At 61.8% G+C, this 24,448-nt stretch carries 20 protein-coding genes and 1 tRNA gene; 9 read left to right on the top strand and 12 right to left on the bottom strand.

Going from position 1 to position 24,448, the window contains the following annotated elements; genetic code table 11:
- Nucleotides 1-32: 32 nt before the first annotated feature.
- The 6 genes from VCK47_RS10935 to VCK47_RS10910 all read right to left on the bottom strand — a co-directional run bounded on the left by VCK47_RS10935 (nucleotide 33) and on the right by VCK47_RS10910 (nucleotide 8,921).
- The gene (locus tag VCK47_RS10935) at nucleotides 33-698 is read right to left on the bottom strand and encodes a glutathione S-transferase family protein (RefSeq protein ID WP_322891127.1); all 666 of its coding nucleotides are present in this window, start codon (nucleotides 696-698) and stop codon (nucleotides 33-35) included.
- A 64-nt stretch (nucleotides 699-762) separates the two neighbouring features.
- Nucleotides 763-1,515, bottom strand: a complete 753-nt coding sequence (gene mtgA, locus VCK47_RS10930; protein WP_322891126.1) for a monofunctional biosynthetic peptidoglycan transglycosylase — start codon at nucleotides 1,513-1,515, stop codon at nucleotides 763-765.
- 81 nt (nucleotides 1,516-1,596) lie between these two features.
- Complete coding sequence (gene gltB, locus VCK47_RS10925) at nucleotides 1,597-6,129, bottom strand: glutamate synthase large subunit (RefSeq protein ID WP_322891125.1); 4,533 nt, start codon at nucleotides 6,127-6,129, stop codon at nucleotides 1,597-1,599.
- Nucleotides 6,116-6,826, bottom strand: a complete 711-nt coding sequence (locus VCK47_RS10920) for a hypothetical protein (RefSeq protein ID WP_322891124.1) — start codon at nucleotides 6,824-6,826, stop codon at nucleotides 6,116-6,118. Before VCK47_RS10920 ends, gltB begins: the two co-directional genes overlap by 14 nt.
- Nucleotides 6,823-7,497, bottom strand: a complete 675-nt coding sequence (locus tag VCK47_RS10915) for a hypothetical protein (protein ID WP_322891123.1) — start codon at nucleotides 7,495-7,497, stop codon at nucleotides 6,823-6,825. Before VCK47_RS10915 ends, VCK47_RS10920 begins: the two co-directional genes overlap by 4 nt.
- Nucleotides 7,494-8,921, bottom strand: coding sequence for an NAD(P)-dependent oxidoreductase (locus tag VCK47_RS10910; protein WP_322891122.1), 1,428 nt, complete (start codon nucleotides 8,919-8,921; stop codon nucleotides 7,494-7,496). Before VCK47_RS10910 ends, VCK47_RS10915 begins: the two co-directional genes overlap by 4 nt.
- Before the next feature lie 216 nt (nucleotides 8,922-9,137).
- Between VCK47_RS10910 and VCK47_RS10905 the strand changes: the two genes are divergently transcribed.
- Nucleotides 9,138-9,941 carry an undecaprenyl-diphosphate phosphatase gene (locus VCK47_RS10905; protein WP_322891121.1) on the top strand — a complete coding sequence of 268 codons (804 nt, stop codon included), beginning with the start codon at nucleotides 9,138-9,140 and terminating at the stop codon, nucleotides 9,939-9,941.
- Here the strand turns inward: VCK47_RS10905 and VCK47_RS10900 are convergent.
- A complete protein-coding gene (locus tag VCK47_RS10900; protein ID WP_322891120.1) occupies nucleotides 9,938-10,918 on the bottom strand; it encodes a complex I NDUFA9 subunit family protein in 981 nt (326 codons plus the stop codon). The two genes, VCK47_RS10905 and VCK47_RS10900, sit on opposite strands and share 4 nt — an antisense overlap.
- A 150-nt stretch (nucleotides 10,919-11,068) precedes the next feature.
- Here VCK47_RS10900 and VCK47_RS10895 point away from each other — a divergent pair.
- Nucleotides 11,069-11,154, top strand: a tRNA-Leu gene (locus tag VCK47_RS10895).
- A gap of 140 nt (nucleotides 11,155-11,294) precedes the next feature.
- On the opposite strand, the gene VCK47_RS10890 is transcribed toward VCK47_RS10895, so the two are convergent.
- The 3 genes from VCK47_RS10890 to gloB form a co-directional block, all read right to left on the bottom strand.
- Nucleotides 11,295-11,777 (bottom strand): GNAT family N-acetyltransferase, encoded by a 483-nt coding sequence (locus VCK47_RS10890; protein ID WP_322891119.1) that lies wholly within the window; start codon nucleotides 11,775-11,777, stop codon nucleotides 11,295-11,297.
- 46 nt (nucleotides 11,778-11,823) lie between these two features.
- The gene (gene clpA / locus VCK47_RS10885; protein ID WP_322891118.1) at nucleotides 11,824-14,142 is read right to left on the bottom strand and encodes an ATP-dependent Clp protease ATP-binding subunit ClpA; all 2,319 of its coding nucleotides are present in this window, start codon (nucleotides 14,140-14,142) and stop codon (nucleotides 11,824-11,826) included.
- A 177-nt stretch (nucleotides 14,143-14,319) separates the two neighbouring features.
- A complete protein-coding gene (gene gloB / locus VCK47_RS10880; protein ID WP_322891117.1) occupies nucleotides 14,320-15,096 on the bottom strand; it encodes a hydroxyacylglutathione hydrolase in 777 nt (258 codons plus the stop codon).
- 61 nt (nucleotides 15,097-15,157) lie between these two features.
- On the opposite strand from gloB, the gene VCK47_RS10875 reads away from it, so the two are divergent.
- Entirely contained in the window at nucleotides 15,158-15,922 is a 765-nt protein-coding gene (locus VCK47_RS10875) for a class I SAM-dependent methyltransferase (RefSeq protein WP_322891116.1), read from the top strand.
- Here the strand turns inward: VCK47_RS10875 and VCK47_RS10870 are convergent.
- Entirely contained in the window at nucleotides 15,919-16,428 is a 510-nt protein-coding gene (locus VCK47_RS10870) for a CAP domain-containing protein (protein ID WP_322891115.1), read from the bottom strand. The two genes, VCK47_RS10875 and VCK47_RS10870, sit on opposite strands and share 4 nt — an antisense overlap.
- Nucleotides 16,429-16,581: 153 nt before the next feature.
- Here VCK47_RS10870 and VCK47_RS10865 point away from each other — a divergent pair, with 153 nt between their 5' ends.
- The 3 genes from VCK47_RS10865 to VCK47_RS10855 are packed head-to-tail and all read left to right on the top strand — an operon-like array spanning nucleotide 16,582 to nucleotide 20,024.
- On the top strand, nucleotides 16,582-17,961 hold the full coding sequence (locus VCK47_RS10865) for a hypothetical protein (RefSeq protein WP_322891114.1): 1,380 nt from the start codon (nucleotides 16,582-16,584) through the stop codon (nucleotides 17,959-17,961).
- Between the two features lie 52 nt (nucleotides 17,962-18,013).
- Nucleotides 18,014-19,114: a class I SAM-dependent RNA methyltransferase gene (locus VCK47_RS10860; RefSeq protein ID WP_322891113.1), complete on the top strand. Its 1,101-nt coding sequence runs from the start codon at nucleotides 18,014-18,016 to the stop codon at nucleotides 19,112-19,114.
- Between the two features lie 10 nt (nucleotides 19,115-19,124).
- Nucleotides 19,125-20,024, top strand: a complete 900-nt coding sequence (locus VCK47_RS10855; RefSeq protein WP_322891112.1) for a dihydrodipicolinate synthase family protein — start codon at nucleotides 19,125-19,127, stop codon at nucleotides 20,022-20,024.
- A gap of 7 nt (nucleotides 20,025-20,031) precedes the next feature.
- Here the strand turns inward: VCK47_RS10855 and VCK47_RS10850 are convergent, their stop codons facing one another.
- Entirely contained in the window at nucleotides 20,032-21,357 is a 1,326-nt protein-coding gene (locus VCK47_RS10850; protein ID WP_322891111.1) for a UDP-glucose/GDP-mannose dehydrogenase family protein, read from the bottom strand.
- A gap of 186 nt (nucleotides 21,358-21,543) precedes the next feature.
- Here VCK47_RS10850 and VCK47_RS10845 point away from each other — a divergent pair, with 186 nt between their 5' ends.
- From VCK47_RS10845 to VCK47_RS10835, 3 genes are all read left to right on the top strand, one after another.
- Complete coding sequence (locus tag VCK47_RS10845; protein ID WP_322891110.1) at nucleotides 21,544-22,740, top strand: YeeE/YedE family protein; 1,197 nt, start codon at nucleotides 21,544-21,546, stop codon at nucleotides 22,738-22,740.
- A gap of 119 nt (nucleotides 22,741-22,859) precedes the next feature.
- Entirely contained in the window at nucleotides 22,860-23,138 is a 279-nt protein-coding gene (locus VCK47_RS10840) for a c-type cytochrome (RefSeq protein ID WP_322891109.1), read from the top strand.
- Nucleotides 23,139-23,147: 9 nt separating this feature from the next.
- Nucleotides 23,148-24,431, top strand: coding sequence for an FCSD flavin-binding domain-containing protein (locus VCK47_RS10835; RefSeq protein WP_322891108.1), 1,284 nt, complete (start codon nucleotides 23,148-23,150; stop codon nucleotides 24,429-24,431).
- The last annotated feature ends 17 nt before the right edge of the window (nucleotides 24,432-24,448 follow it).

Genomic DNA, 24,448 nt, shown 5'->3' with positions numbered 1-24,448 from the left:
GAGCGCCGCAGGCGCGGGGGCAGAGCCCCTTCTTAAAAATCCAGATCGGCATAATGCGCCGCCGGCTGAAAGCCCGGCACCTCATCGGCCAGCAAGGACCGGAACGCTGGCCGCGACTTGATCTTGGCATACCAGTCCTTGACCACCTCGTGCCGGTTCCAGTCCACGTCGCTGGTGTAATCCAGACAGGACAGATGCGCCGCCCCCGCGAAATCGGCCAGTGTCATCTCGTTACCCGCCAGCCAGCGGCGGTGTTCCAACAGATGCGCCATGTAGTCCAGATGATACTTGATCGCGCGCGCACCGGCCTTGACGTTGGCACTGTCGGGATAGCCGCGCCCCATTACCTTGCGATAGACACGTTCGCCGATCAGCTTTGACGTGACTTCATGATAGAATTTGTCATCGAACCAGCCGGTCAGACGGCGCACCTCGTAGCGACCTTCCGCGTCGCGCGGCATCAGCGGCGGGGTCGGCTGCATCTCTTCCAGATATTCGCAGATCGCCGTGCTTTCGGACATCAGGCGCCCGTTCATCTTGAGCACCGGCACCTTGGCGGCAGGGTTACGGCGCAGGAATTCGGGGCTTTGTTCCCAATAACGCTCCTCGACCAGACCGACCTCGATCTTCTTCTCGGCCAGGCAAAGCCGGACTTTGCGCGAAAAGGGCGACAGCGGGTAATGGTACAGCGTGTTCATGGCAAACCTGGTTTGGGTGATCGTGTCTGCATGCCGCAAGAGACGCGGGTGTTCAATGGTTGCGTCATTCCTCGAAGCAATCCGCGCGGCCATCCGCCGCGATGGTTTGCGCCCCTTGCATGATCTGCGCCGCACGGTTGCGGGTGAAACTGCCGGGGTTGGACGCAGACCTTTCCTTTGGCGCAGGCAGGATCGCAGCCAGACGTGCGGCCTGTGTCGGGGTCAGGTCGGCGGCATCGACGCCGAAATAATGCCGTGCGGCAGCCTGCACGCCGAAAACGCCCGCGTCGAATTCGGCGACGTTCAGATAAATTTCAAGGATGCGCCGCTTGCTCCAGAACACTTCGGTCACGGGGGTCCAGACCGCCTCGATCGACTTGCGCGCCCATGACCGGCCATGCCACAAAAACACGTTTTTGACGACCTGCTGGCTGATGGTCGAGGCCCCGCCCCGCCCGCGTTCCATCGCATCGCGGATCGCGTTCACGTCAAGGCCCCAATGCAGGCAGAAATTCGCATCCTCGGCCGCCACGGCCGACCGCGCCATCACAGGTGCAATCCGGTCCATCGGCACCCAGTCCTGCTGCACCCCGCCCAGCCTGCGGCTTTCCGAGAACATATAGGCGTTGGTCGGCGGGTTGATCAGCGCGTAAAGCAGGGTCCAGACCAGAACGAAACCCGCAATCCCCGCGATACCCCAGACCAGCACACGCCGCACAGGCCGCAAGGCCCGGCGCACAAGGCTGGGTTTCTTCGCCGCCTTGTCGGCCGCAGGCTTGCGCGCGCGCCGTTTGGTGGGTTTGGAGGTCTCTGCCATCGCCCTCTATAGCCACAGCGCCACGGGGGCGGTCAAGCAAAGCAGTTGCCCCGCGGCTGAATTCAGCGCGGGGCGTTGCAATTACTCCGCCGGTATCGCAGTTTCCTCGATCATCAGCGGGTGCTTCAGGTGGATCAGCATTTCCTTGGGGCAAACCTGCAGAAAGTTCCCTTTCTCCAGATCCCAATGCTGCAAGATATCGGCGGCCTTGCGGCTGCCGGTTTCCTTGGCGTGGCGTTCGATCAGGCCTTTCAACTGGTCATGCCAGTGATCGACCGTCACCGCACAGGTCACCAGCGATTCCATATTGATCAGCGCGGCGGATGTTCCTTTGGGATCATACAGATACGCCATCCCGCCGGTCATGCCCGCGCCAAAGTTGGCACCGATGCTGCCAAGGATCACGGCAACACCACCGGTCATGTATTCGCAGCCGTTGCTGCCGCAACCTTCGATCACCACATGCGCGCCGGAGTTGCGCACGGCGAACCGTTCGCCCGCACGCCCCGCCGCGAACAGATAGCCCGCTGTCGCCCCGTAAAGCACGGTGTTGCCGATGATCGTGTTTTCGCTGGCGACCAGCGGGCTGATCATCGGCGGACGCACGACGATAGTGCCACCTGATAGACCCTTGCCGACGTAGTCGTTGGCATCGCCCGATACTTCGAGCTTCAGCCCCGGTGCCGCAAAGGCACCGAGCGATTGCCCCGCCGAGCCACGCAGTTTCACCGTCAGATGGTCGGGTTGTAGTGCGTTGCGCATCCCGAATTTCTGCACGATATGGCTGCTGGTGCGGGTGCCAATGCTGCGCAATGTATTCTGCACCGCATAATCCAGCTGCATCTTTTCGCCATCGTTGAGGAAGCGCGCGGCATCCTGCACGATCTGCGCATCCAGCGTATCGTTGACGGCCGTGCGCGGACGGTGCCGGTCGTACCGGATCTTGTGCGCGCCATCGACGGTGATCAGCAGCGGGTTAAGATCCAGATCATCCAGATGCGCCGACCCACGGCTGACCTGCGTCAGAAGATCCGCGCGCCCGATCACGTCATCAAGGCTGCGTGCGCCGATGCTGGCGAGGATTTCGCGCACTTCGGTCGCATAGAAGGTGATCAGGTTCACCACCTTTTCGGCATTGCCCGTGAACTTGGCGCGCAGCGCGTCGTCTTGCGTGCAGACACCGACAGGGCAGGTGTTCGACTGGCACTGGCGCACCATGATACAGCCCATCGCGATCAGGGCGGCGGTGCCGATGCCGTATTCTTCGGCCCCCAGCATGGCCGCCATGACGATATCGCGCCCCGTGCGCAAACCGCCATCGGTGCGCAAAGTGATGCGGTCACGCAGGTTGTTCATCGCCAGCACCTGATGCGCCTCGGTCAGGCCCATTTCCCACGGCAGACCCGCATATTTGATCGAGGTGCCGGGCGATGCGCCCGTGCCACCGTTGTGACCCGAAATCAGGATCACATCGGCCTTGGCCTTGGCCACGCCCGCCGCAATCGTGCCGACGCCGGACGATGCAACAAGTTTCACCGTCACCTTGGCGCGGGGGTTGATCTGTTTCAGGTCATAGATCAGCTGCGCCAGATCCTCGATCGAATAGATATCGTGGTGCGGCGGCGGCGAAATCAGCGTCACACCCTTGGTCGAATGGCGCAGGCGCGCGATTAGCTCGGTCACTTTCATGCCGGGCAACTGGCCGCCTTCACCGGGCTTGGCACCTTGGGCGACCTTGATTTCCAGCTCTTCGCAGGCGTTGAGATATTCCGCCGTCACGCCGAAACGGCCTGACGCCACCTGCTTGATCTTGGCGGAGGGGTTGTCGCCATTGGGTTCCGGCACGAAATGCGCGGGGTCTTCGCCGCCTTCGCCGCTGTCGGACTTCGCACCGATGCGGTTCATCGCGACGTTCAGCGTCTTGTGCGCCTCGGGCGACAGCGCGCCGAGCGACATGCCGGGCGTCACGAACCGTTTGCGGATCGCGGTGATGCTTTCGACCTCTTCAATCGGGACCGGCGCGCCCAAAGGCTTGATCGCCAAGAGATCGCGCAGATGGATCGGCGGGTTGGCCTGCATCGACTTGGAATACTGCTGCCAAAGCGCATAGGACGCGTTGTTGCAGGCAGCCTGCAGCATATGCATGGTCTGCGCTTCCCAAGCGTGCTTTTCACCGGAACGGCGCGCCTTGTAGAAGCCGCCGATGGGCAACACGTCGCTGCCGCCTTTCCAGCCCTTGGCGTGGACTTCCTCGACCTTGGCCTGAATACCCGTCGTGCCGATGCCGGAAATGCGGCTGTGCATGCCGGGGAAGTATTCGGCGACCATGGCGCGGGACAGGCCCACAGCCTCGAAGTTCAGACCACCGCGATAGGACGACAGGACCGAGATGCCCATCTTGGACATGATCTTCAGCAGGCCCGCATCGATGGCCGCGCGATAGCGGCGCACGGCATCGGTCAGCGTACCGTCGATCAGCCCGCGCCGCAGACGGTCGGCGATGGAATCCTGCGCCAGATAGGCGTTGACCGTTGTCGCACCGCAGCCGATCAGCACCGCGAAATAATGCGGGTCGATACATTCCGCCGACCGTACGTTGACCGAACAGAAGGTGCGCAGCCCCTTGGCCGTCAGCCCCGAATGCACGGCGGATGTGGCAAGGATCATCGGCATCGGCACACGGTCCGCCGATTGATGCTGGTCGGTCAGCACCAGATGGCCGGCACCGGAACGCACGGCATCTTCTGCCTCGGCGCGGATGCGCTGCAGGCCCGCGTTCAGCGCACCGCGTCCGGGTTCGAACGTGCAGTCGATAAAGGCGACGCTGTCACCGAACTGGCGGACCATTTCGTCGAATTCGGCATTGGCGATGAACGGGCTGTCCAGCACCAGAATTTCGGTCTGCGACGAATCCTCGTCCAGCACGTTCTTAAGGTTGCCGAACCGCGTTTTCAGGCTCATCACGCGGCTTTCGCGCAAGGAGTCGATGGGCGGGTTCGTGACCTGGCTGAAATTCTGGCGGAAGAAATGCGACAGCGGGCGATAGGTCGTCGACAGCACGGCGGACGGCGTGTCATCGCCCATCGAGGCGATCATTTCCTTGCCATCCTCGGCCATGGGCGCAAGGACTTGTTCCAGCTCTTCGATGGAATAGCCTGCCGCGACCTGCCGCTTGCGCAGCTCTGCACCGTCGAACAGCGCCTTTTCCGGTACGTCGCGCATCAGGTTGTTCAGGTCCACGACCTTTTCCACCCAATCGCCGAACGGCTGGGCGGCGGCCAGCTTGTCCTTAAGCTCGCGGTCGCGGTACAGTCGCCCTTCAAGCATATCCACGGCGATCATCTGTCCGGGGCCGAGCGCGCCTTTTTCAACGACGGTAGCTTCGTCCACGGGAACCATGCCCATTTCGGACCCTGCCACCAGCAGGCCATCCCCTGTCACGACATAGCGCAGCGGACGCAACCCGTTGCGGTCCAGACCCCCACAGACCCAACGTCCGTCGGTCATGGCCAGCGCCGCAGGACCATCCCAAGGTTCCATCACGGCGTTGCAATAGCCGTACATATCCTGCCACGCCTGTGGCATTTCCACGGCCTGCTGCGACCACGCCTCTGGCACCAGCATGGTTTTCGCCATCGGCGCGTTGCGGCCTGCGCGGACCAGCACCTCGAAAACAGAGTCTAATGCAGCGGAATCCGACGCACCCGACGGGATGATCGGTTTGATATCCTCGGCCTTGTCGCCAAAAGCACCGGATGCCATGCGGATTTCATGGCTTTTCATCCAGTTGATGTTGCCCTTGAGCGTGTTGATCTCGCCGTTATGGGCCAGCATGCGGAACGGCTGGGCCAGCGACCATTGCGGGAACGTGTTGGTCGAATAGCGCTGGTGATAGATCGCGAAGGCGGATTCAAACCGCACGTCCATCAGGTCGGGATAGAATTCCGCGACCTGTTCAGCCAGCATCATGCCTTTGTAGATCACCGACCGGCAGGACAACGAACACAGATAAACACCGGGGATTTGCGCTGCGGCGGCGGCTTTTTCGATCCGGCGGCGGATGATGTACAGCTCGCGCTCGAATTCTTCCTCGGTCATGTCCTTTTCGCAGCGGATCAGGATCTGTTCGATCTCTGGCCGTGTGGCATTGGCCTTGTCGCCCAGCACTTCGGTGTTCACCGGCACATGGCGCCAGCCATAGATATAGTGACCCATCCGCAGCACTTCGGATTCCACGATGGTCCGGCAGCGTTCCTGCGCGCCGAAATCGGTGCGGGGCAGGAACACCTGACCCACGGCGATCATCTTGTCATCGTCTGGTTCATGTCCGGTGCGGCGGACCTGATCGTAAAAGAACGGCACGGGAATCTGCAGATGGATACCCGCGCCATCACCTGTCTTGCCGTCGGCATCGACAGCGCCACGGTGCCAGATGGCCTTGAGCGCATTGATGCCCTTTTCCACGACATCACGCGAGGGCGTGCCGTCAATAGCCACGACAAGGCCGACGCCGCAGGACGCATGTTCATCGTCATCACGGTACAAACCGTTTTCCGACATCCACTTGCGCTTGGCTTCTTCTGCCGCGACCCAGTTTGCATCATAGGTTGTCATGCGCGTTCTCCTTGAAAGTATCGGCAGATGAAATGGCGAGGCCGCAATCGTATTTCGGTCGGGTGCTCAGGAATCCAGGATCGCCCGGAAAGATGAATTCGACAGGCGTGCCGTCCATCGGAAAGGTTTCGTCAGGCGTGGTGATCGTGCTGGTGCCGGACAGGAACATGCGCCAGTCGCGGCTGACGAATTCATTGCCCTGTGCGGACCAGATTTCGGTGCCCGACCCGTCATAGGCGGTGATCTGATAGGCGGTTTCTTCCAGCGTCACACCGTCGATCGTCACCTGCCGGCCCGTCAGGCTGTCCTGACCGACATAGCGGGTCTCGCCCACCTCGGCGGACAGGGTGCGAAAGTCCCACGTATCCAGATTGGTCGCGAACAATTCGTCCAAGGATGCAGGGTCCACAGGATCGGGTTCCAGCATCTCGGTAATGCCCGCCAGCGCATGGAAACTGGCGATCCACTGCGCCTGTATGTCGATCTGGCCGGCATAGGTCATGCCCTGTTCATCCAGTGACACGCGGCGTTTCATGCCTGCGGCGTCCCCCGTACAGGTGAAATGGTGTTCGACCTCGCAGCTTTTGTTCTGGACGGTCACAAAGGCCGTACAACCTGCAGGCAGCGAAAAGGTCGCTGGGCCGTCTTGTGCAAAGGCCGGGCCGGCAAGCAGGATAAGGGCGAAGGCGGCTCTCATGGCTGGAATCCGGATTCGATCACGTTGCATTCGAACTTCGGCTGGTCGCTGAAAAACCCCGGCTCGCCCGGATAGATGAATTCCACCGGCGACGCATCGGTCACCTGATCGGGTGAGGCGTCGTCCCAAGCTTCGCCCACAAAGAACAGACGATGCGTTTCGCTGACGAACTGGCGGCCGGAGCCTGCGTAAATCTCGTTGCCGTCGCCATCGATTGTGCGGCCTTGAAACTCGGTGGCCAGCAGGGTTTCCCCGTCGATCACCACAGTTTCACCTGTCAGCATATCGAACCCCACATGGCGTTCAGTGCCGGCGTCGGTGTCCAGCGTGAAATCCCATGTATCAAGCTGGGTCGCGAACAGCTCATCCAGAGACGCAGGGTCAGGCGCTGGCACCTGCAACCGTTCGTTGCCCGTGATCCTGTAGCTTTCCATCCACTGGAACTGATCATCGACACGCTGCACGCTGAACACGCCGTTCTGTCCGATCAGGGCCAGCCATTGATCGCCCGCCGCATCCGCCTCGCAGGTCCAGACGTTGACCATGACGCAGTTGCGGTGCTGCACGGTCAGCTTGCCGGTGCAGCCTTGCGGCGCCGCAAAGGTCTGCTGCGCCGCGACAGGGGTCGCGATCGTCAGGGCGATCAGGGTCAGAAGCGGTTTCATCGTCATTCGGCAGCGACCGATGCGGATTGGCCCAGATAGTCAAGGATCGCTGTCGCCGCATCGCGCCCGTCACGGATCGCCCAGACGACAAGCGACGCACCGCGTACGATGTCACCGGCGGCATAGACACCTTCCAGCGATGTCTTGCCGGTATTGAAATCGGCCTTGATCGTGCCCCAGCGGGTCACGGCCAGTTCGGGCACGCCCCACAGGGTTGGAATATCCTCGGGCTCGAAGCCTAGCGCCTTGATCACCAGATCAGCCTCTTCAAGGTAATCGGCACCAGCGATCACTTCGGGCATCTGGCGGCCTGTCGCATCAGGCGCGCCTAGGCGCATTTTCTGCACCTTCACGCCGGACACGGCATCGCCTTCGAACCCCAAAGGTGCGGACAGCCAGACGAATTCGACGCCTTCTTCTTCGGCATTGGCGACTTCGCGCTGCGATCCGGGCATGTTGGCGCGGTCGCGGCGATAGAGGCATTTGACGCTTTCGGCACCCTGACGGATCGCCGTGCGCACGCAGTCCATCGCGGTGTCGCCGCCGCCGATGACGACAACGCGCTTGCCCGCAGCGTTCAGCGCGCCGCTGTCATATTCCGGCACCTCGTCGCCAAAGGATTTGCGGTTGCTGGCCGTCAGATAGTCGATAGCGTTCACGATGCCTTCGGCGCTGGAATCAGGCAGGTCACGGGTCTTGTAGACGCCGGTGGCGATCAGCACGGCGTCATGCTTGCCACGGATCGCGTCGAACGACAGGTCTTCGCCCACGTTGCAGTTCAGCACGAATTGCACGCCGCCATCTTCCAGCTGCGCCATGCGCTGCATGACAATGTCTTTTTCCAGTTTGAAACCCGGGATGCCATAGGTCATCAACCCGCCGCCGCGGTCATAGCGGTCATAGACCGTGACCTGCACACCCTGACGGCGCAGCATATCCGCCGCGGCCAAACCACCGGGGCCAGCGCCGATGATGCCCACGCTTTCGGCGCGTTCGGCATAGGGGCGGATCGGCTGAACCCAGCCGTTTTCAAAAGCCATATCTGTGATGTATTTTTCCACCGACCCGATCGTGACCGTGCCGTGGCCGGATTGTTCGATCACGCAATTGCCTTCGCACAGGCGGTCCTGCGGGCAGATGCGGCCGCAAATCTCGGGAAAGGTGTTGGTGGCCTGCGAAATCTCATAGGCTTCCTGCAACCGCCCTTCGGCGGTCAGGCGCAGCCAGTCGGGGATGTTGTTGTGCAGCGGGCAATGCGTCTGGCAATAGGGCACGCCGCATTGGGAACAGCGGCTGGCCTGTTCGGCCGCCTTGTCGCGCGCGTATTCGGCATAGATTTCGTTGAAATCCTGCTTGCGCAGGTCAGGTGGCCGCTTTTCGGGCATATCCCGGTCAACGGTCGTGAATTTCAACATCTTCTGGCCAGCCATTGCCGTCCTCCCAATCAAGCGCAAACATGGTTCTAGAGCGAGGTCACGGAAATGAAAAGGCAGCACTACTGACCTATATTAAAGAATTTTCGTCCCGATGGGGTACTGATTCACATTTTCATCATCAAATTAGGTCGCATTTGTTACCTAACTCTTCTCTTCCCTCAGATTTCCCTGCGGATAGGGTGCGGCAAGCGAATCACCAAGGCGGCTTCCATGACGACATTTCACCTTCTGCTGGTCGCTTTGATCCAGGGCGCGACCGAGTTTTTGCCCGTCTCGTCGTCCGGCCATCTGATTCTGCTGCCAAACCTGACAGGCTTGGCCGATCAGGGGCTAATCATCGACGTGGCAGCCCATCTGGGGACGCTGACGGCCGTCATTCTGTACTTCTGGTCCGATGTGCGACTGGCGCTGGCAGGCACGCTGCGCCTGCTGCGCGGCAAGATCGACACCCAAGGCGCGTTTCTGGCGCTCTGCCTGCTGATCGCAACGATCCCCGTGATCATCGCAGGGTTCATCCTGAAAGTCTCCGGACTGGCCGACGCGATGCGCGGGATCGCGGTGATCGGGTGGGCGATGCTTTTGTTCGGCATCGTGCTCTATATCGCCGACCAAAAAGGCGAGACGGTCAAAACCGCGGAACGCTGGACGTTGAAGGACGCAGCGATCATGGGCTTGTGGCAGGCGGTGGCGCTGATCCCCGGCACCTCGCGGTCAGGCATCACGATCACGGCGGCGCGGATGCTGGGCTATGCCCGCCCCGATGCGGCACGGCTGTCGATGCTGATGTCGATCCCGACGATCATCGCCTCTGGTGCACTGCTGAGCCTTGATGTCGCAGGCACTGCCACGGCGGCAGACCTGCGCGACATTGCCATCGTGGCTGTCATGTCGGGCTTGGCCGCTTGGGCGGCCCTTGCAATCATGATGCGGCTGCTGCGTAGCGTCAGCTATACGCCCTACGTGATTTACCGGATCGCCCTCGGGATCGTGCTGCTGGTGATCGCCTACAGTTAAGAACGCAGGTTCTTGGCCGATTCCTTGATCGCGTCATACTGACCCGACGGGCGGAAGCGCCACAGATAGTCGGGCAGCACGGCCATCATCGCGGTGGGCGTGATCCCCAGATCAGCAAAACCCTTGGCCCCATCGCTGACGACGTTATCGACAGCAAGATTGGCGACCTGATCGCGGGTCACAGGCGGCGTCACCAGACCCAGCGACAGGATGCGGACAATGTTGAACCCGCCCGCCATGATCCGCGCGGCCCAGAACGGGATATTCACGATCAGACGGCGGCGGCGCACCACACCCAGCATCTGCTGCATCAATTCGCGGAAGGTCGCGACATCCGGCCCGCCCAGTTCATAAATGCCGCCCGGCACCTCGCCCAGCACGCCCTTGACGGCGGCGGCGGCCACATCATCGACATAGACCGGCTGGAACCGTGTGTCGGCACCGATCACGGGCAGAACAGGCCCAAGGCGGGTCATGCCCGCGAAACGGTTGAAGAATTCATCCTCGGCCCCGAAAACAATCGAGGGGCGCAGGATCACCGCACCGGGCATATGGTTCAGCACGCCCTGTTCGCCGGCGGCCTTGGTGCGGGCATAGTCACTGGCCGATGTGTCGCTGGCCCCGATGGCGGACAGTTGCACCATGCGCGCCACGCCCATCTCGGCTGCGATACGCGCGATTCGCGTGGCACCCTCGGCCTGCACGGCGGCAAAGGTGTTCTTACGCAGTTCGGCCAGAACGCCCACGCAGTTGACGACGGCATCCGCCCCGTTGGTCACGGCCGCGACGCTGGCATCGTCACGGATGTTGCAGAACACAGGTTCAACCTGACCGACAACACCATAGGTCCGCACGAACATCGCCTCGTTGGTATTGCGGACCGCGACGCGCACTCGCCAGCCATTCTGCGCCATGCGACGGGCGATATACCGCCCCACAAAACCGGATCCGCCGAAGATGGTGACAAGCTTGGACATAACGCAGCCTTTGTTCAGGTTCGCTTTCGTTTACCGCCCCGCCCCTTGCCAGACAAGGCGCAATCCGGCACGGCAAAAGATCCTGCGGATTCCGTCTGAAAAGCCGTTGACACGCCCGCGCCGCGGCCTTATTGCCCCCAAAGCACACCTGCCCAGGTGGCGGAATGGTAGACGCGCTAGCTTCAGGTGCTAGTATTGGCAACGATGTGGAGGTTCGAGTCCTCTCCTGGGCACCAAAATCCACCCTAAAATTTCACAGCCGTTGCAAACCGCCTTGGAGCGTGAATTGCATTGCCGGGGTGACAATCCGTCATGGTCGCTCTTGGCGAAAATTTTGTGCGGAATAGCCGGTCCGCCCAAGGCCGGATTGCTTGTCTCATAACTGTTTGGACAGCCGCGTCAGTCCCTGGCCATGCGCATCGCGGCCCACGACGCCGGTCGGGCGAAACCCTTCGCGATGCCAGAAACGTCGCCCCGCAACATTCATATCCAGCACTGCAAGGTAGATTTCGTCATGGCCTGCGGCGCAGGCAATCGCTTCGATATGGGCGAGAAAGGCCGCACCGACACCGGCATTGCGCGCCCACGGACCCAGCATCAAAAGTCCAAGATAAGCGTCCCCCGCCTTTGGAAAGCCAAAGGACAGTTCCGCGACACCTGACAGCCTGTCTGCCTGAAACAGCCCCAACCGCTGCGATTGACGCGGATCACAGCCCGGTGGTGTATCTGTAAAAAAAGCACGCGCTTTCGCGAGGTCAGGCGCGGCGCGGTCCGCCATCAGCCAATAATCGGGTGCCGATTGGTAGAAATCGTGCACCCTGCTCAGGTCAGCGACGGGATCAAGATCGCGGATCAGCATGGAAGTCAGTCAAGCCCCGCCGTCGCCAGCGGGGCTTGCATCCGTTTCATTCAGCCGTCAGCAACGGTGGCTTGTTGCTGCCAGTGATGCGGCCTTGCTGTGGGGCCTCGAACGTCAGGTCCAGTTCGCCGTTCTTGACGCCAACCTTGACGATTCCACCCTTGACCAGTGTTCCGAACAGCAATTCCTCGGCCAGAGGTTTCTTGATGTGTTCCTGAATCACACGGCCCAAAGGACGCGCGCCCATGTTCGCATCATACCCCTTGTCGGCCAGCCATTCGGCGGCGGCTTGGGACAGTTCGATATGCACGTTCCGGTCGATCAGCTGTGCCTCAAGCTGGAGGACAAACTTTTCGACGACCTGCATGATCACCTCTTTCGGCAGGGCACCAAAGCTGATGATCGCGTCCAGACGGTTGCGGAATTCCGGTGTGAAAATCCGTTCGATCGCGGCGGTGTCTTCGCCGGTCCGCGTTTCACGGCCGAACCCAAGGGCGTTCTTGGACATTTCCGCGGCACCCGCGTTCGACGTCATGATCAGAATCACATTGCGGAAATCGGTCGTCCGGCCATTGTGGTCGGTCAGCTTGCCGTGGTCCATGACTTGCAGCAGGATGTTATAGACATCCGGATGCGCCTTTTCCATTTCATCAAGCAGCAACACGCAATGCGGGTTCTGGTCGACACCATCGGTCAGCATACCGCCCTGATCGAACCCCACATAACCCGGAGGCGCACCGATCAGCCGCGAAACCGCATGCTTTTCCATATATTCGGACATGTCGAACCGCAGCAGCTCCACACCCAGCGTATCCGCCAGCTGCTTTGCCACTTCGGTCTTGCCCACACCGGTCGGACCCGCGAACAGGTAGTTCCCAATGGGCTTTTCGGGTTCGCGCAGACCGGCGCGTGCCAGTTTGATCGCGGATGACAAAGCCTCGATCGCCTTGTCCTGACCGAACACCACGCGCTTGAGGGTCTTTTCGAGATCCTTCAGCACCTCTGCATCGTCCTTGGATACGTTTTTCGGCGGGATGCGGGCGATTTTCGCCACGACAGCCTCGATCTCCTTGGTCCCGATGGTCTTGCGGCGCTTGCTTTCAGCGACCAGATGCTGGGCGGCACCGGCTTCGTCGATGACGTCGATCGCCTTGTCGGGCAATTTGCGGTCATTGATATAGCGCGCCGACAGTTCCACCGCGGTCTTGATCGCCTCGGCGGTGTATTTGATGTGGTGGTGTTCTTCGAAATAGGGCTTCAGCCCCATCAGGATCTTGATGGAATCCGGCACCGACGGTTCGTTCACGTCGATCTTCTGGAACCGGCGCGACAGCGCGCGGTCCTTTTCGAAATGCTGGCGGAATTCCTTGTAGGTGGTCGACCCCATGCAGCGCAGCTTGCCGCCCTGCAGCGCAGGTTTCAGCAGGTTGGACGCATCCATCGCACCACCCGATGTGGCACCGGCCCCGATCACCGTGTGGATTTCGTCGATGAACAGGACGGCGTCCTTGTGGTTTTCCATCTCGGTCATCACGGCTTTCAGCCGTTCTTCGAAATCGCCGCGGTACCGCGTGCCCGCCAGCAGAGCGCCCATGTCGAGCGAATAGATCGTGGCACCGGCCAGAACCTCTGGCACGTCCTTGTTGACGATCTTGTAGGCCAGACCTTCTGCGATGGCGGTCTTGCCCACGCCCGGATCACCCACCAGAAGCGGGTTGTTCTTGCGGCGGCGGCACAGGACCTGAATGCAGCGTTCCACCTCGTGCGCGCGGCCGATCAGGGGATCGACATCGCCCTTTTTCGACTTGGCGTTCAGATCGACGCAGTATTTCGCCAGCGCGCTTTCCTTTTCAGGGTCGGCACCGGTGGTCTGTTCGGTTTCCTCCGCCGCGCCCGTCACGGGCCGCGTTTCGCCAAAGGCTGGGTCTTTCGCCACGCCATGCGCGATGAAATTGACCGCGTCGTAACGGGTCATGTCCTGTTCCTGCAGGAAATAGGCGGCGTTGCTTTCGCGTTCGGCAAAGATCGCAACCAGCACGTTCGCGCCGGTCACTTCGGACCGGCCGGAGGATTGCACATGGATCGCCGCGCGCTGGATCACGCGCTGGAAAGCGGCAGTCGGCACAGCCTCGGACCCTTCGACATCGGTGACCAGCGTGGACAGATCGTCGTCGATGAATTCTTCCAGATCTTTGCGCAGGTCATCCAGATCGACCGAACAGGCGCGCATGACGCGCGCGGCGTCCGGTTCATCGATCAGGGCCAGCAACAGGTGTTCCAGTGTGGCCAGTTCGTGCTTGCGTTCGTTGGCCAGCGCCAGTGCGCCGTGAATCGACTGCTCGAGTGTTGTTGAAAATGATGGCACGTCTGTGCTCCTTCACATCGGGGTCGGCCAGCATGCGCTGATCCCACCTTGGCCTCTACCTCTTAAAGTTTGGTTTTATTTTCCAACCTTCAAGGACTTTTTTGGTTCTTTGCTTCACATTTGACGTGAAGGTCGCAACAGCGCCCGGTTTTTGGCAACCTGTGAGCGTGTTTGTGGTTAAAACTTGTCTTTGCTTGCACGGATATGCGCAAACACCGCTACGTCGGGCTGGTCCTGCATACCCAGATGCGCCTTGAGGCCCTCATCATCGGCACGCAAAAACGGGTTGGTGCGCCGTTCTTCGTCAAGTCCGGATGGCACGGTGGGCCGATCTGCCGCACGCGCCGTTTCAATCGCCCTGATCCGTAAAGTAAGGTCTGCATTGTCGGGGTCAAGGGACGCGGCAAAGCGCGCGTTCGATTCCGTGTATTCATGCCCCGAACAGACCGTGGTTTCCTGCGGCAGCGCCCGCAATTTCAGCAGGCTTTGCCACATCTGCGCCGGCGTGCCTTCGAACAGCCGCCCGCAGCCCAGCGCCATCAGGCTGTCGCCGGTAAAAACAAGGGCCGCGTCCGGCATGTGAAACGCGATATGCCCGACCGTATGCCCCGAGACGTCGATCACATGGGTGGTCTGGCCGCAGATGTGCAGCATGTCGCCTTCGGCCACGGCAAGATCAAGCGGCGGCAGGCGGTGGGCGTCGGCGCTCGCGCCAATCACCCTTGCATCGCCACGCAGGCTCTCCAATCCGCCGACGTGATCGTCGTGATGATGCGTCAGCAGGATATCGGTCAACTGCCAGCCCCGCTGTGCAAGGGCGGCTTTGATCGGCGATGCCTCTGGCGCGTCGATCAGGGCGGTTTGTCCTGTTGCGGCATTGTGCAGCAGAAAGGCATAATTGTCGCGCAAGCAGGGCACCGTGACCAGTTCGACGGGGGATGCGGTGTTTGTCATGGCAAACTGTCCTTTCCTTGATATGGTTTGCAAAGTGTCGTCCAAGGAGGTCTGAACCGCAATGCACCTTGATGTGCTGGACCTGCGAAACTTCTATTATCGCAGCGCGCTGGGACGCGCGGCCCAACAGGTGATCCGCGACGAACTTGTCACGCTCTGGCCCGAGGCGAAAGGGCAGGTCGTCGCCGGTTTCGGCTTTGCCGTGCCCTTGCTGCGCCCCTATCTGAAGGACGCGCGCCGCGTGATCGGCTTGATGCCGGGTCCGCAAGGCGTGATGCCCTGGCCGCCTGAAGGCCGCAATGTCAGCGTTTTGTGCGAAGACACGCTCTGGCCGATCGAAACGGGGCATATCGACAAGCTGGTGGTCATGCACGGGCTGGAAACGTCTGAAAACCCCACCGCCCTGCTGGACGAGATGTGGCGCGTGCTGGGTCCGGGCGGGCGCGCGGTGGTCGTGGTGCCGAACCGCGCGGGCCTTTGGTCGCGGACGGACAAGACGCCCTTCGGCTATGGCCGCCCCTATTCGCTGACCCAGCTTGATGCGCAACTGCGCAAACACCGGTTCGTCACGGAACGGACGCTGTCCACATTGTTCCAGCCGCCGTCTCGCAACCGGTTCTGGCGCAAATCGGCGGGCATGTTCGAACGGGTCGGCCACAAGATTCCGGTGATCGCGGCGGGGGGTGTGTTGATGGTCGAAGTCAGCAAACAATCTGCCGCACCGACACGGCCGGGCCTGAAAGAGGCCGTGCGCCGCCCGCTGAAAGCACTGGAAGGCATCACAAAACCCGTGCCGAAGCCGGAGTCGGCGCGGGAAATGGGTTAGCCAGGCGTCGCGAGCACGAGGACCCAATGAAGGCTGCTGCCGCTGCCTGCTTTGCCTAGGCCGAAATCTTGATAATTTGGGTTGATATTGTTGCGGTGGTGACCGGGCGAATTCGTCCAGCCCCTCATCACAGCAGCCTCGCTCTGGTGTCCTCTGGCGATATTCTCGCCGACGCGGCTCCATGTATAACCCTGCTCGGTCACCCGGTCACCGACTTCGGAATTGTCGCTGCCCGTATGGCTGAAAAAGTCATTGCGCAGCATATCGTTCGCATGGACCTGTGCCGCACGCGCAAGCCGGTTGTCAAAACTCAGCGGTTCTGCGCCGTTCACCGCGCGCACACCGTTCAACATCTGGTCGAAACTGCCGGATGAATTTGCGTCAATAGCAGCAAGCGACCGTTCGACACTTGTCGATGTGCTGGGCACCACATCCATGCCCGTTCCGCCCGACCCCATGCAGCCAGCCAGCAATCCCACTGCAAGAACAGACATCAAAATGCGCATCGCGAGGTTTCCCGTATTCACCGCCGGACGCCAATTGCTACACCGCAGAACCGGATAATGGGAAGCCCGGAAATTTCGCCAAGGCAAAAATCCTGCGTTGCCTTGACGGGCGGTTCGGCTAAGCATCGCGTCAACCTGACAGCGGGCAATGATATGCGCAGATATCCCAAGATCGGCGACGTGGCTTTGGCCTGCGCGCTGCTGGCCGCTCCGGCAATGGCAAAGGCTGACCCGCGCCTGACACAGGACGCCGCCGAACAAGCGCTGGATGCGGGCGACCCCGCGACGGCAGCGGCCTTGGCGCAAGAGATACTGACCGCAGCGCCCGACAGTTTCGCGGGGCTGATGCTGCTCGCCCTCGCGCAGTCCGATTTGGGCGACATGGCAGGTGCCGCCGCGGCGGGCCAGCTTGCCTATCGCACCGCCCCTGACGCGGCGACAAAGTTGCAGGCCGCACGGCTGACCGCTGCGGCGCATTTCCAGCAAGGGCAATTCGCGCGGGCCGAAATCTGGCTGCGGCGCGCATCCAACCATGCGCAAACGCCGGACGAGGCCGATACCGTCGCCCGCGACTACAGAAGCGCGGCGCAGGCCAATCCGCTGTCGATCCGCACAACCGCGTCGATCGCGCCGTCGAGCAATATCAACAACGGATCGGTGGATGGCATCCTGACCTTTGAAGGGATCGACCTGCAACTGCAACTGCCCGAGGACCAGCGCGCCCTGTCCGGCATCGCCTATGCGGGCAGTGTCCGTCTGGGGTATCGCCTGTCGCAAGACGCGGTGCAGACGACAACCGCGGGGCTGCTTTTCTCGGGTGCGACCTACAGCCTGTCGCGCGATGCGCGCGCCTTGCTCGACGCTTCGCCCATCCCGAGGGTGCAGGGTCTGACCGGCCATGATTTCCGGTCTTTTCGCGCCGAGGCGGGCCTGACCCACACGCGCGGCGACCTGAGCCCCCTAGGGCCGGTCAGCGCGACGCTGGATGTCGGCGGCTATTGGGAAGGCGGGGTGCATCTGGTGAATTACCATGTCCTGATGTTGCAACAGGGCATCCCCTATGGCCCTGACCGTCGGTTCATCTTGACCGGATCGACGCAATGGCAACACGCGGTCAGTGCCTCGGTCGTCGATGCGGTGGTCCACGACCTGTCCGCCACCTATGACCTGCGCCTTGCCAATCGCGACCAGATGCAACTGACGCTGGCCGCGCGGCACAGGGACGGCGGGTTCGAGAATATCTATGACGAATACCGCGCGGGGGTGGGCTATGCCTTTGAACAGCCCGTGCTGGGGACGCGCCTGTCGACAGGGGTGGAGATCGGGTATCGTCACTACGACACTTTCCCGACAACGCTGGACGGGCGGCGCGACCGTTTCGCCAGTGTGACGGGGACGGCGGTGCTGGACCGTTTCACCACTTTCGGCTTTGCGCCAACACTGACGGCCAAAGCGACACGCACGCTGTCCACCGCCGATGAATACACCACATCGGTGGTCGAAATCGGCATCGGCATCCAGTCGACTTTCTAGGGCCTGCCGCTTGCCCATTTGCAAGCCCAAGGCAAACCCCTATGCAGGCGGCATGACACAAACATTCGAGATCTTTCTGACCGCAACCCCCGGATTCGAGGCAGCCCTTCTGGCCGAGGCGCAGGCAGCGGGCTTTGCCGGAGACCTGACCCAAGGCGGTGTGACCATGACCGGCGGCTGGCCCGATGTCTGGCGCGCCAATCTGGTACTGCGGGGGGCGACGCGCGTACTGGTGCGGATCGGCAGTTTCATGGCGTTCCATCTGGCACAGCTGGACAAGCGCGCGCATAAATTCCCCTGGGCCGAGGTGCTGCGCCCCGATCTGCCGGTCAGGGTCGAGGTCACGACCAACCGCAAGTCCAAGATCTATCACGCCGGTGCCGCCACCCAGCGGATCGAAACCGCGCTGAAGGCGAACGGCTATCAGATCAGCGCCGAGGCGGAGCTGGTCCTGAAACTGCGGATCGACGACAACCGCGTGACGATCAGCGTGGATACATCCGGCGAAAGCCTGCACAAGCGCGGGCACAAGCAAGGCGTGGGCAAAGCGCCCATGCGCGAAACGCTGGCGTCCTTGTTCCTGCGCGACTGTGGCTATCAGGGGACGGAACCTGTGCTCGACCCGATGTGCGGGTCTGGCACTTTCGTCATCGAGGCCGCGGAAATCGCGGCAGGGCTCTACCCCGGACGCAGCCGCAGCTTTGCGTTTGAACAGCTTGCCAGTTTCGATCCCGCCGCATGGGACGCGATGCGCCAGCACAGCCCGACACCGACCGACCTGCGCTTTTACGGCAGCGACCGCGATGCAGGTGCGATCCGCATGAGCCGTGAAAACGCCGACCGCGCGGGTGTGGCGGGCCTGACCACATTCGACACACTGCCCGTCGATGCGCTGACGCGGCCCGACGGCCCGCCCGGTCTGGTGATCTGCAACCCGCCTTATGGCGACCGGATCGGTAATCCGAAACTGCTGTTCGGGCTTTATGCGGCACTTGGGCAGACGCTAAAGGCGCAGTTCCAAGGCTGGCGCGTCGGCATCGTGACCAGTGACGCAGCCCTTGCCAATGCGACCGGACTGCCGTTCAAATCCAAAGGCGCGCCCGTTCCGCATGGCGGGCTGAAGGTCTGGCTGTTCCAGACCGGAAAACTGTAAGGATCGCACCATGTCCCTGTTCGCTGGCCTGTCCGCCTTTCCGATCACACCCGCGACGCCCGATGGGCAGATCATCGCGGATGACCTTGCGCGTGTGTTGCTGCGGCTGAAGGCGGCACGTGTGGATTCGGTCGGTCTTTTGGGCAGCACCGGCACCTATGCCTATCTGGACCGCAGCGCGCGGCGGGACGCGGTCACGATTGCCGCTGAAACACTCGCGGGCGATGTGCCCCTGATCGTCAGCGTGGGTGCCTTGCGCACCGATGCTGCCGTGGCGCTGGCGCAGGATGCGGCCAAGGCGGGTGCGGACGGTCTGCTGATGGCGCCAGTGTCCTACACGCCGCTGACGCAGGAAGAGGTCTATCAGCATTATCTGGCGGTCGCGGGGGCGACGGACCTGCCGCTGAGCATCTACAACAACCCCAGCACGACGCATTTCAATTTCTCGACCGACCTGCTGGTGCGGCTGGCCGCCATTCCGACGATCACCGCCGTAAAGATGCCGCTGCCTGCGCAAAGCACCGTCGCTGATGATTTCGCGGCGCTGAAACCCCACCTGCCCGACGGATTCGTCATCGGCTACAGCGGTGACTGGGGCTGTGCCGAGGCGCTGCTGGCGGGCGCGCAGACGTGGTATAGCGTTGTGGGTGGCATTTTGCCGGAACCGGCCTTGCGACTGACGCAGGCGGCGCTGGCCGGCGACGCGGCGCTGACGGCAGAACTGAACGCCAATTTCGCCCCGCTTTGGGCGCTGTTCCGGGCGCATGGCGGGCTGCGGGTGGCCTATGCCATCGCGCATCTGCTGGGGCTGACGCAGGCCCTGCCGCCACGCCCGATCCTGCCGATGCCGGACAGCGCGATGCCGGACCTGCGCGCCGCACTGGCCGCGCTGGGCGTCCAGCCCGCCTGACAGCGGGTCAGGCCGGGGGCATCACGCTCTTGCGGCCAACACCTGTGTAATAGGTAAACCCCGCCGCAATCGCATCATCGCAATCATAAACATTGCGTAGGTCGGCCATGCGCGGTTCGGCCATGCTGCCTGCCAGACGGGCAAGGTCGAGCGTGCGGAAGTCATCCCATTCAGTCAGGATCACCACCAGATCAGCGCCTTGCACGGCGGAATAGGCATCGTCATGCCAAGTGACACCGGGCAAAAGCTCTTCCGCCTCGCGGAAACCCTGCGGGTCCACGACGCGCACATCCGCCCCCTGCCCGACCAGCGCGGGCACGATTGTCAGCGAAGGTGCATCGCGCATATCATCGGTGCCGGGCTTGAAGGTCAGACCCAGCACGGCAATCGACTTTTTGCGGACGTGGCCGTCGCAAAGGTCGATGATCTTGTCGATCATGACGCGCTTGACCTCTTCATTGACCTTGATGACGGTTTCGACGATCTGCAATGGGGCGGCATAATCCTGCCCGATCCGTGCCAATGCGCGGGTATCCTTGGGAAAACACGATCCGCCATAGCCGGGACCGGCCTGCAGAAACTTCGGCCCGATGCGCTGGTCAAAGCCCATGCCGTTGGCGACCGCTTTGACATCGGCGCCTGTTCTTTCGCACAGCAGCGCCATTTCATTGATGAATGTCACCTTGGTCGCCAGAAACGCATTGGCTGCGTATTTGACCATCTCGGCGGTTTCCAGATCGGCGACCAGCATCGGAAAGCCACGGTCGGTCAGCGGGCGATAGATCGCCTGCATGACAGCGGCGGCGCGGTCGGTCTGCACACCGACGACGATGCGGTCGGGACGCATGAAATCGTCGATCGCGGCACCTTCGCGCAGGAATTCGGGGTTCGACACCACATCGACATCCAGATCCGCGTTCACCGCCTTGACCAGTTCCGCCACCTTGCGGCTGGTGCCGACAGGCACGGTCGATTTGGTGACGATCACCACATGACCAGTCAACACCGACGCCAGTTCCTGCACGGCAGCAAAAACATAGCTGAGGTCGGCATGACCGTCGCCGCGCCTGCTGGGCGTGCCCACGGCGATAAACACGGCCTGCACGCCGTCGATCGCAGCGCGCAGATCACTGGTAAAGGACAGCCGACCCGCCGCCATGTTGCGCGCGAGCAAGGTATCCAGACCCGGTTCAAAGATCGGGGTTTTGCCGTCGCGCAGCAAGGCAAGCTTGCCTTCGTCCTTGTCGATGCAGACGATCTCGTGGCCGAAATCCGCAAGGCAGACCCCCGACACCAGCCCGACATATCCGGTACCGATCATGGCTATCTTCATCGCAAGCGTACCTTTCCTGACGGTCTGTGACCGGTTTTGTGGTCTTTCCTTATTGCGGCGCAGCGCGCGGGTCCAGCCAAAGGCGCGCAAAAGGGTTTTATGCCTCAGCGCTGACGGGCTTGTCAGTTGCCGCAGGTGGCCCGAGCCAGTATCAACGCCGCGTCATTGTACAGGAAACCAACCACGATGCAGGACCGCGCCACAACACTCTCGGTTTCAAATGGCACGCAACGTCCGGTCATGGTGCTGGCCCTTGCCGGTTTGCTGGCCGGTGCGATTTATGTCGCCCTGAACGGATCGGGGCGGTTGGCGGCGCTTTGGCTGGTGGGCGGGGGCCTCGGCTTTGCGCTGTATCATGCGGCCTTCGGGTTCACCGGAGCTTACCGCGCTTGCATCCAGACAGGCCATAGCGGCGCTGTGCGGGCGCAGATGCTGATGCTCGCGGTCGCGGTGCTGTTGTTCTTTCCTGCACTTGCGGCAGGCAGCGTCTTTGGCCAGCCGGTCCGTGGTTTCGTCTTTCCGGCAGGATGGGAGGTCGTGATCGGCGCGTTCCTGTTTGGTATCGGGATGCAACTGGGCGGCGGCTGTGCGTCAGGGACGCTTTATACCACAGGCGGCGGCGATGCGCGGTCTGTCATCACGCTGGTGTTCTTCGTTGCGGGCATGACGCTGGGCGCATGGGATGTCGAACGCTGGGAGACACTGCCCGCCCTGCCGCCGATTTCCCTGCCGGAAACCTTGGGCCTTTGGCCCGCGCTGGCGCTGAACCTTGCGGTGCTGGCCTTGATCGCATGGCTTCTGGCACTGCGTGAAAGGCGACGCACAGGGCAGGTCGCGCCACTGTTTCGCAGGCCGGACGCGGGTTTTCTGTCGGGGCCGTGGCCGCTGGCATGGGCGGCACTGGCGCTTGCGGTGTTGAATTTCGCGACATTGCTGATCGCGGGGCGGCCTTGGGGCATTACGCAGGCCTTTGCCACCTGGGGATCGCGGTTCGCGGAAAATGTCGGTTGGGCCGACCCCGTGTTCTGGATCTATTGGGAAGACCCGACACGGATCGATCTTTTGCACAGGCCACTGGTGCAGGATGCCACGCATCTGATGAACGTCGGTCTGGTGCTGGGCGCGTTTCTGGCGGCCGGACTAGCCGGGCGGTTCGCACCAGACTGGCGGATCGGTCTGCGCCCCTTGCTTGCCGCGGTGATCGGCGGTCTGCTTTTGGGCTATGGCGCGCGCATGGCGTTCGGCTGCAACATCAGCGCGTTCTTTTCCGGTGTCGCATCGGGCAGCGTGCATGGCTGGGTCTGGATCGCGGCGGCAATTCCCGGAAACATCGTCGGACTATGGCTGCGCCCGTTCTTTGCACTGCAAACCAAGGTTGTATGATCGCGGAAGTTTCTCGTTCATGCGCGGTTAAGAAAATTGCAATGAAACGCCGCAGCCATTAACAATAATCGCATTGACCTGCAAATCGGTGGAGCACGCTTATGAAATTGATGAAAACAATGACATTCCTGCTAGGTGCGGGGCTGCTGTCCAGCGGCGCTCTTGCGCAGGAAGGCGCGCCGCAACTGGCGCAAAGCTGTGCAGGCTGTCACGGTCAGGCGGGCGAAGGTGCGGGGTCCATTGCACGGATCGCAGGTTATGACCGCGACGCGTTCATCACCGTATGGGAAGAATTCCGCAACAACGAACGGCCCGCGACGATTATGAACCGCATCGCGCCCGGCTATTCCCCCGAAGAAGTCGCGATTCTCGCCGATTACTTTGCATCGATCGAATAGGAGCCTGCCATGACCACATTCACACGTCGCAGCTTTGGCGCCCTGATCGGCGCAACGCTTGCCGCGCCGGCGCTTGTCCGCGCCCAGACCACAGGCCGCCTTGTCATCGTCGGGGGTGGGTTCGGTGGTGCGTCGGCCGCGCGTTTCGCCCGCATCAATTACCCGCAGGTCGAGGTGACGCTGGTCGAACCTTGGCCCACCTTTGTCACCTGCCCCTATGGCAACCTGATCCTTGGCGGCAAACGCACCCTGCCGCAGATCACCCATTCCTATGACGGTCTGCGCGCGCGCGGCGTCAACGTCGTGCAGGACCGTGCCGCAGATATCGACCCTGTGGCCAAGACCGTCGCGCTGGAATCCGGCACCGTGCTGGACTACGACAAGCTGATCGTGTCGCCCGGCATCGGGTTCCGCTGGGACGCGATCGAAGGCTATGACGAGGCCGCATCGCAGGTGTTCCCGCATGCGTGGATGGGCGGCGACGGATCGCAGATCAGCCTGCTGCGCCAGCAGCTTGAAGCGATGCCCGAAGGCGGCGTGTTCGGCATGGCGATTCCCGGCAACCCGTTCCGCTGCCCTCCCGGGCCTTACGAGCGGATCTCGATGGTCGCGCATTACCTCAAGCAGAACAACCCGACGGCCAAGATTCTTGCCTTCGACGCCAAGGAAGGTTTTTCCAAACAGGGTTTGTTCCAGGATGCCTGGGGCGAGCTTTACGGCGACATGATCGAATGGATCCCGTTGAACGAGGACGGGCAGATCGTGCGGGTCGACGTGGAAAACAAACTGTTCATCAGCGATTTCGGCGAAGAACACCGCGTCGATGTGGGCAACGTCATTCCGCCGCAATACGCGGCATCCATCGTGCGCGACACGGGGCTTGCGAATGAAACAGGCTGGGTGCCTGTCGATGCGCGCACCTTCGAATCGACAGCCGCGCCTGACGTGCATGTGATCGGGGATGCGAATATCGCCTCGCCAATGCCAAAATCGGGCTATGTTGCCAATTCGACATCCAAGATCGCCGTGGCAGCCGCTTTGGCGGATATCACCGGAAGCGAGGCCCCAACCGATCCGGTCTATTTCAACACCTGCTATAGCCATGGCGGGGAAGACTACAGCTTTTCGGTGGTCGGCATCTTCCGCACGACCGACGAAGGCTTTGTGGAAACGCCGGATTCGGGCGGCATCTCGCCCCGCGGTCCGTTGTCGGAACTGGCAGAAAACCGCCGGCTCGAGGCGGGCTACGCCGATGCATGGTATGAAAGCATCACACGGGATATGTTCTCCTGATGCCAGAAGAAAGGACG

The sequence above is a fragment of the Yoonia sp. 72 genome (assembly GCF_034652275.1).
Classification (GTDB): Bacteria; Pseudomonadota; Alphaproteobacteria; order Rhodobacterales; family Rhodobacteraceae; genus Yoonia.
The sequence above is the reverse complement of the archived record's forward strand: the minus strand, read 5'-3'. Positions and strand labels throughout refer to the sequence as shown.

Coding starts and splice junctions, on each gene's coding strand:
- VCK47_RS10935 (WP_322891127.1), bottom strand. CDS start 698: ATGAACACGCTGTACCATTACCCGCTGTCGCCCTTTTCGCGCAAAGTC.
- mtgA (WP_322891126.1), bottom strand. CDS start 1,515: ATGGCAGAGACCTCCAAACCCACCAAACGGCGCGCGCGCAAGCCTGCG.
- gltB (WP_322891125.1), bottom strand. CDS start 6,129: ATGACAACCTATGATGCAAACTGGGTCGCGGCAGAAGAAGCCAAGCGC.
- VCK47_RS10920 (WP_322891124.1), bottom strand. CDS start 6,826: ATGAGAGCCGCCTTCGCCCTTATCCTGCTTGCCGGCCCGGCCTTTGCA.
- VCK47_RS10915 (WP_322891123.1), bottom strand. CDS start 7,497: ATGACGATGAAACCGCTTCTGACCCTGATCGCCCTGACGATCGCGACC.
- VCK47_RS10910 (WP_322891122.1), bottom strand. CDS start 8,921: ATGGCTGGCCAGAAGATGTTGAAATTCACGACCGTTGACCGGGATATG.
- VCK47_RS10905 (WP_322891121.1), top strand. CDS start 9,138: ATGACGACATTTCACCTTCTGCTGGTCGCTTTGATCCAGGGCGCGACC.
- VCK47_RS10900 (WP_322891120.1), bottom strand. CDS start 10,918: ATGTCCAAGCTTGTCACCATCTTCGGCGGATCCGGTTTTGTGGGGCGG.
- VCK47_RS10890 (WP_322891119.1), bottom strand. CDS start 11,777: ATGCTGATCCGCGATCTTGATCCCGTCGCTGACCTGAGCAGGGTGCAC.
- gloB (WP_322891117.1), bottom strand. CDS start 15,096: ATGACAAACACCGCATCCCCCGTCGAACTGGTCACGGTGCCCTGCTTG.
- VCK47_RS10875 (WP_322891116.1), top strand. CDS start 15,158: ATGCACCTTGATGTGCTGGACCTGCGAAACTTCTATTATCGCAGCGCG.
- VCK47_RS10870 (WP_322891115.1), bottom strand. CDS start 16,428: ATGCGCATTTTGATGTCTGTTCTTGCAGTGGGATTGCTGGCTGGCTGC.
- VCK47_RS10865 (WP_322891114.1), top strand. CDS start 16,582: ATGCGCAGATATCCCAAGATCGGCGACGTGGCTTTGGCCTGCGCGCTG.
- VCK47_RS10860 (WP_322891113.1), top strand. CDS start 18,014: ATGACACAAACATTCGAGATCTTTCTGACCGCAACCCCCGGATTCGAG.
- VCK47_RS10855 (WP_322891112.1), top strand. CDS start 19,125: ATGTCCCTGTTCGCTGGCCTGTCCGCCTTTCCGATCACACCCGCGACG.
- VCK47_RS10850 (WP_322891111.1), bottom strand. CDS start 21,357: ATGAAGATAGCCATGATCGGTACCGGATATGTCGGGCTGGTGTCGGGG.
- VCK47_RS10845 (WP_322891110.1), top strand. CDS start 21,544: ATGCAGGACCGCGCCACAACACTCTCGGTTTCAAATGGCACGCAACGT.
- VCK47_RS10840 (WP_322891109.1), top strand. CDS start 22,860: ATGACATTCCTGCTAGGTGCGGGGCTGCTGTCCAGCGGCGCTCTTGCG.
- VCK47_RS10835 (WP_322891108.1), top strand. CDS start 23,148: ATGACCACATTCACACGTCGCAGCTTTGGCGCCCTGATCGGCGCAACG.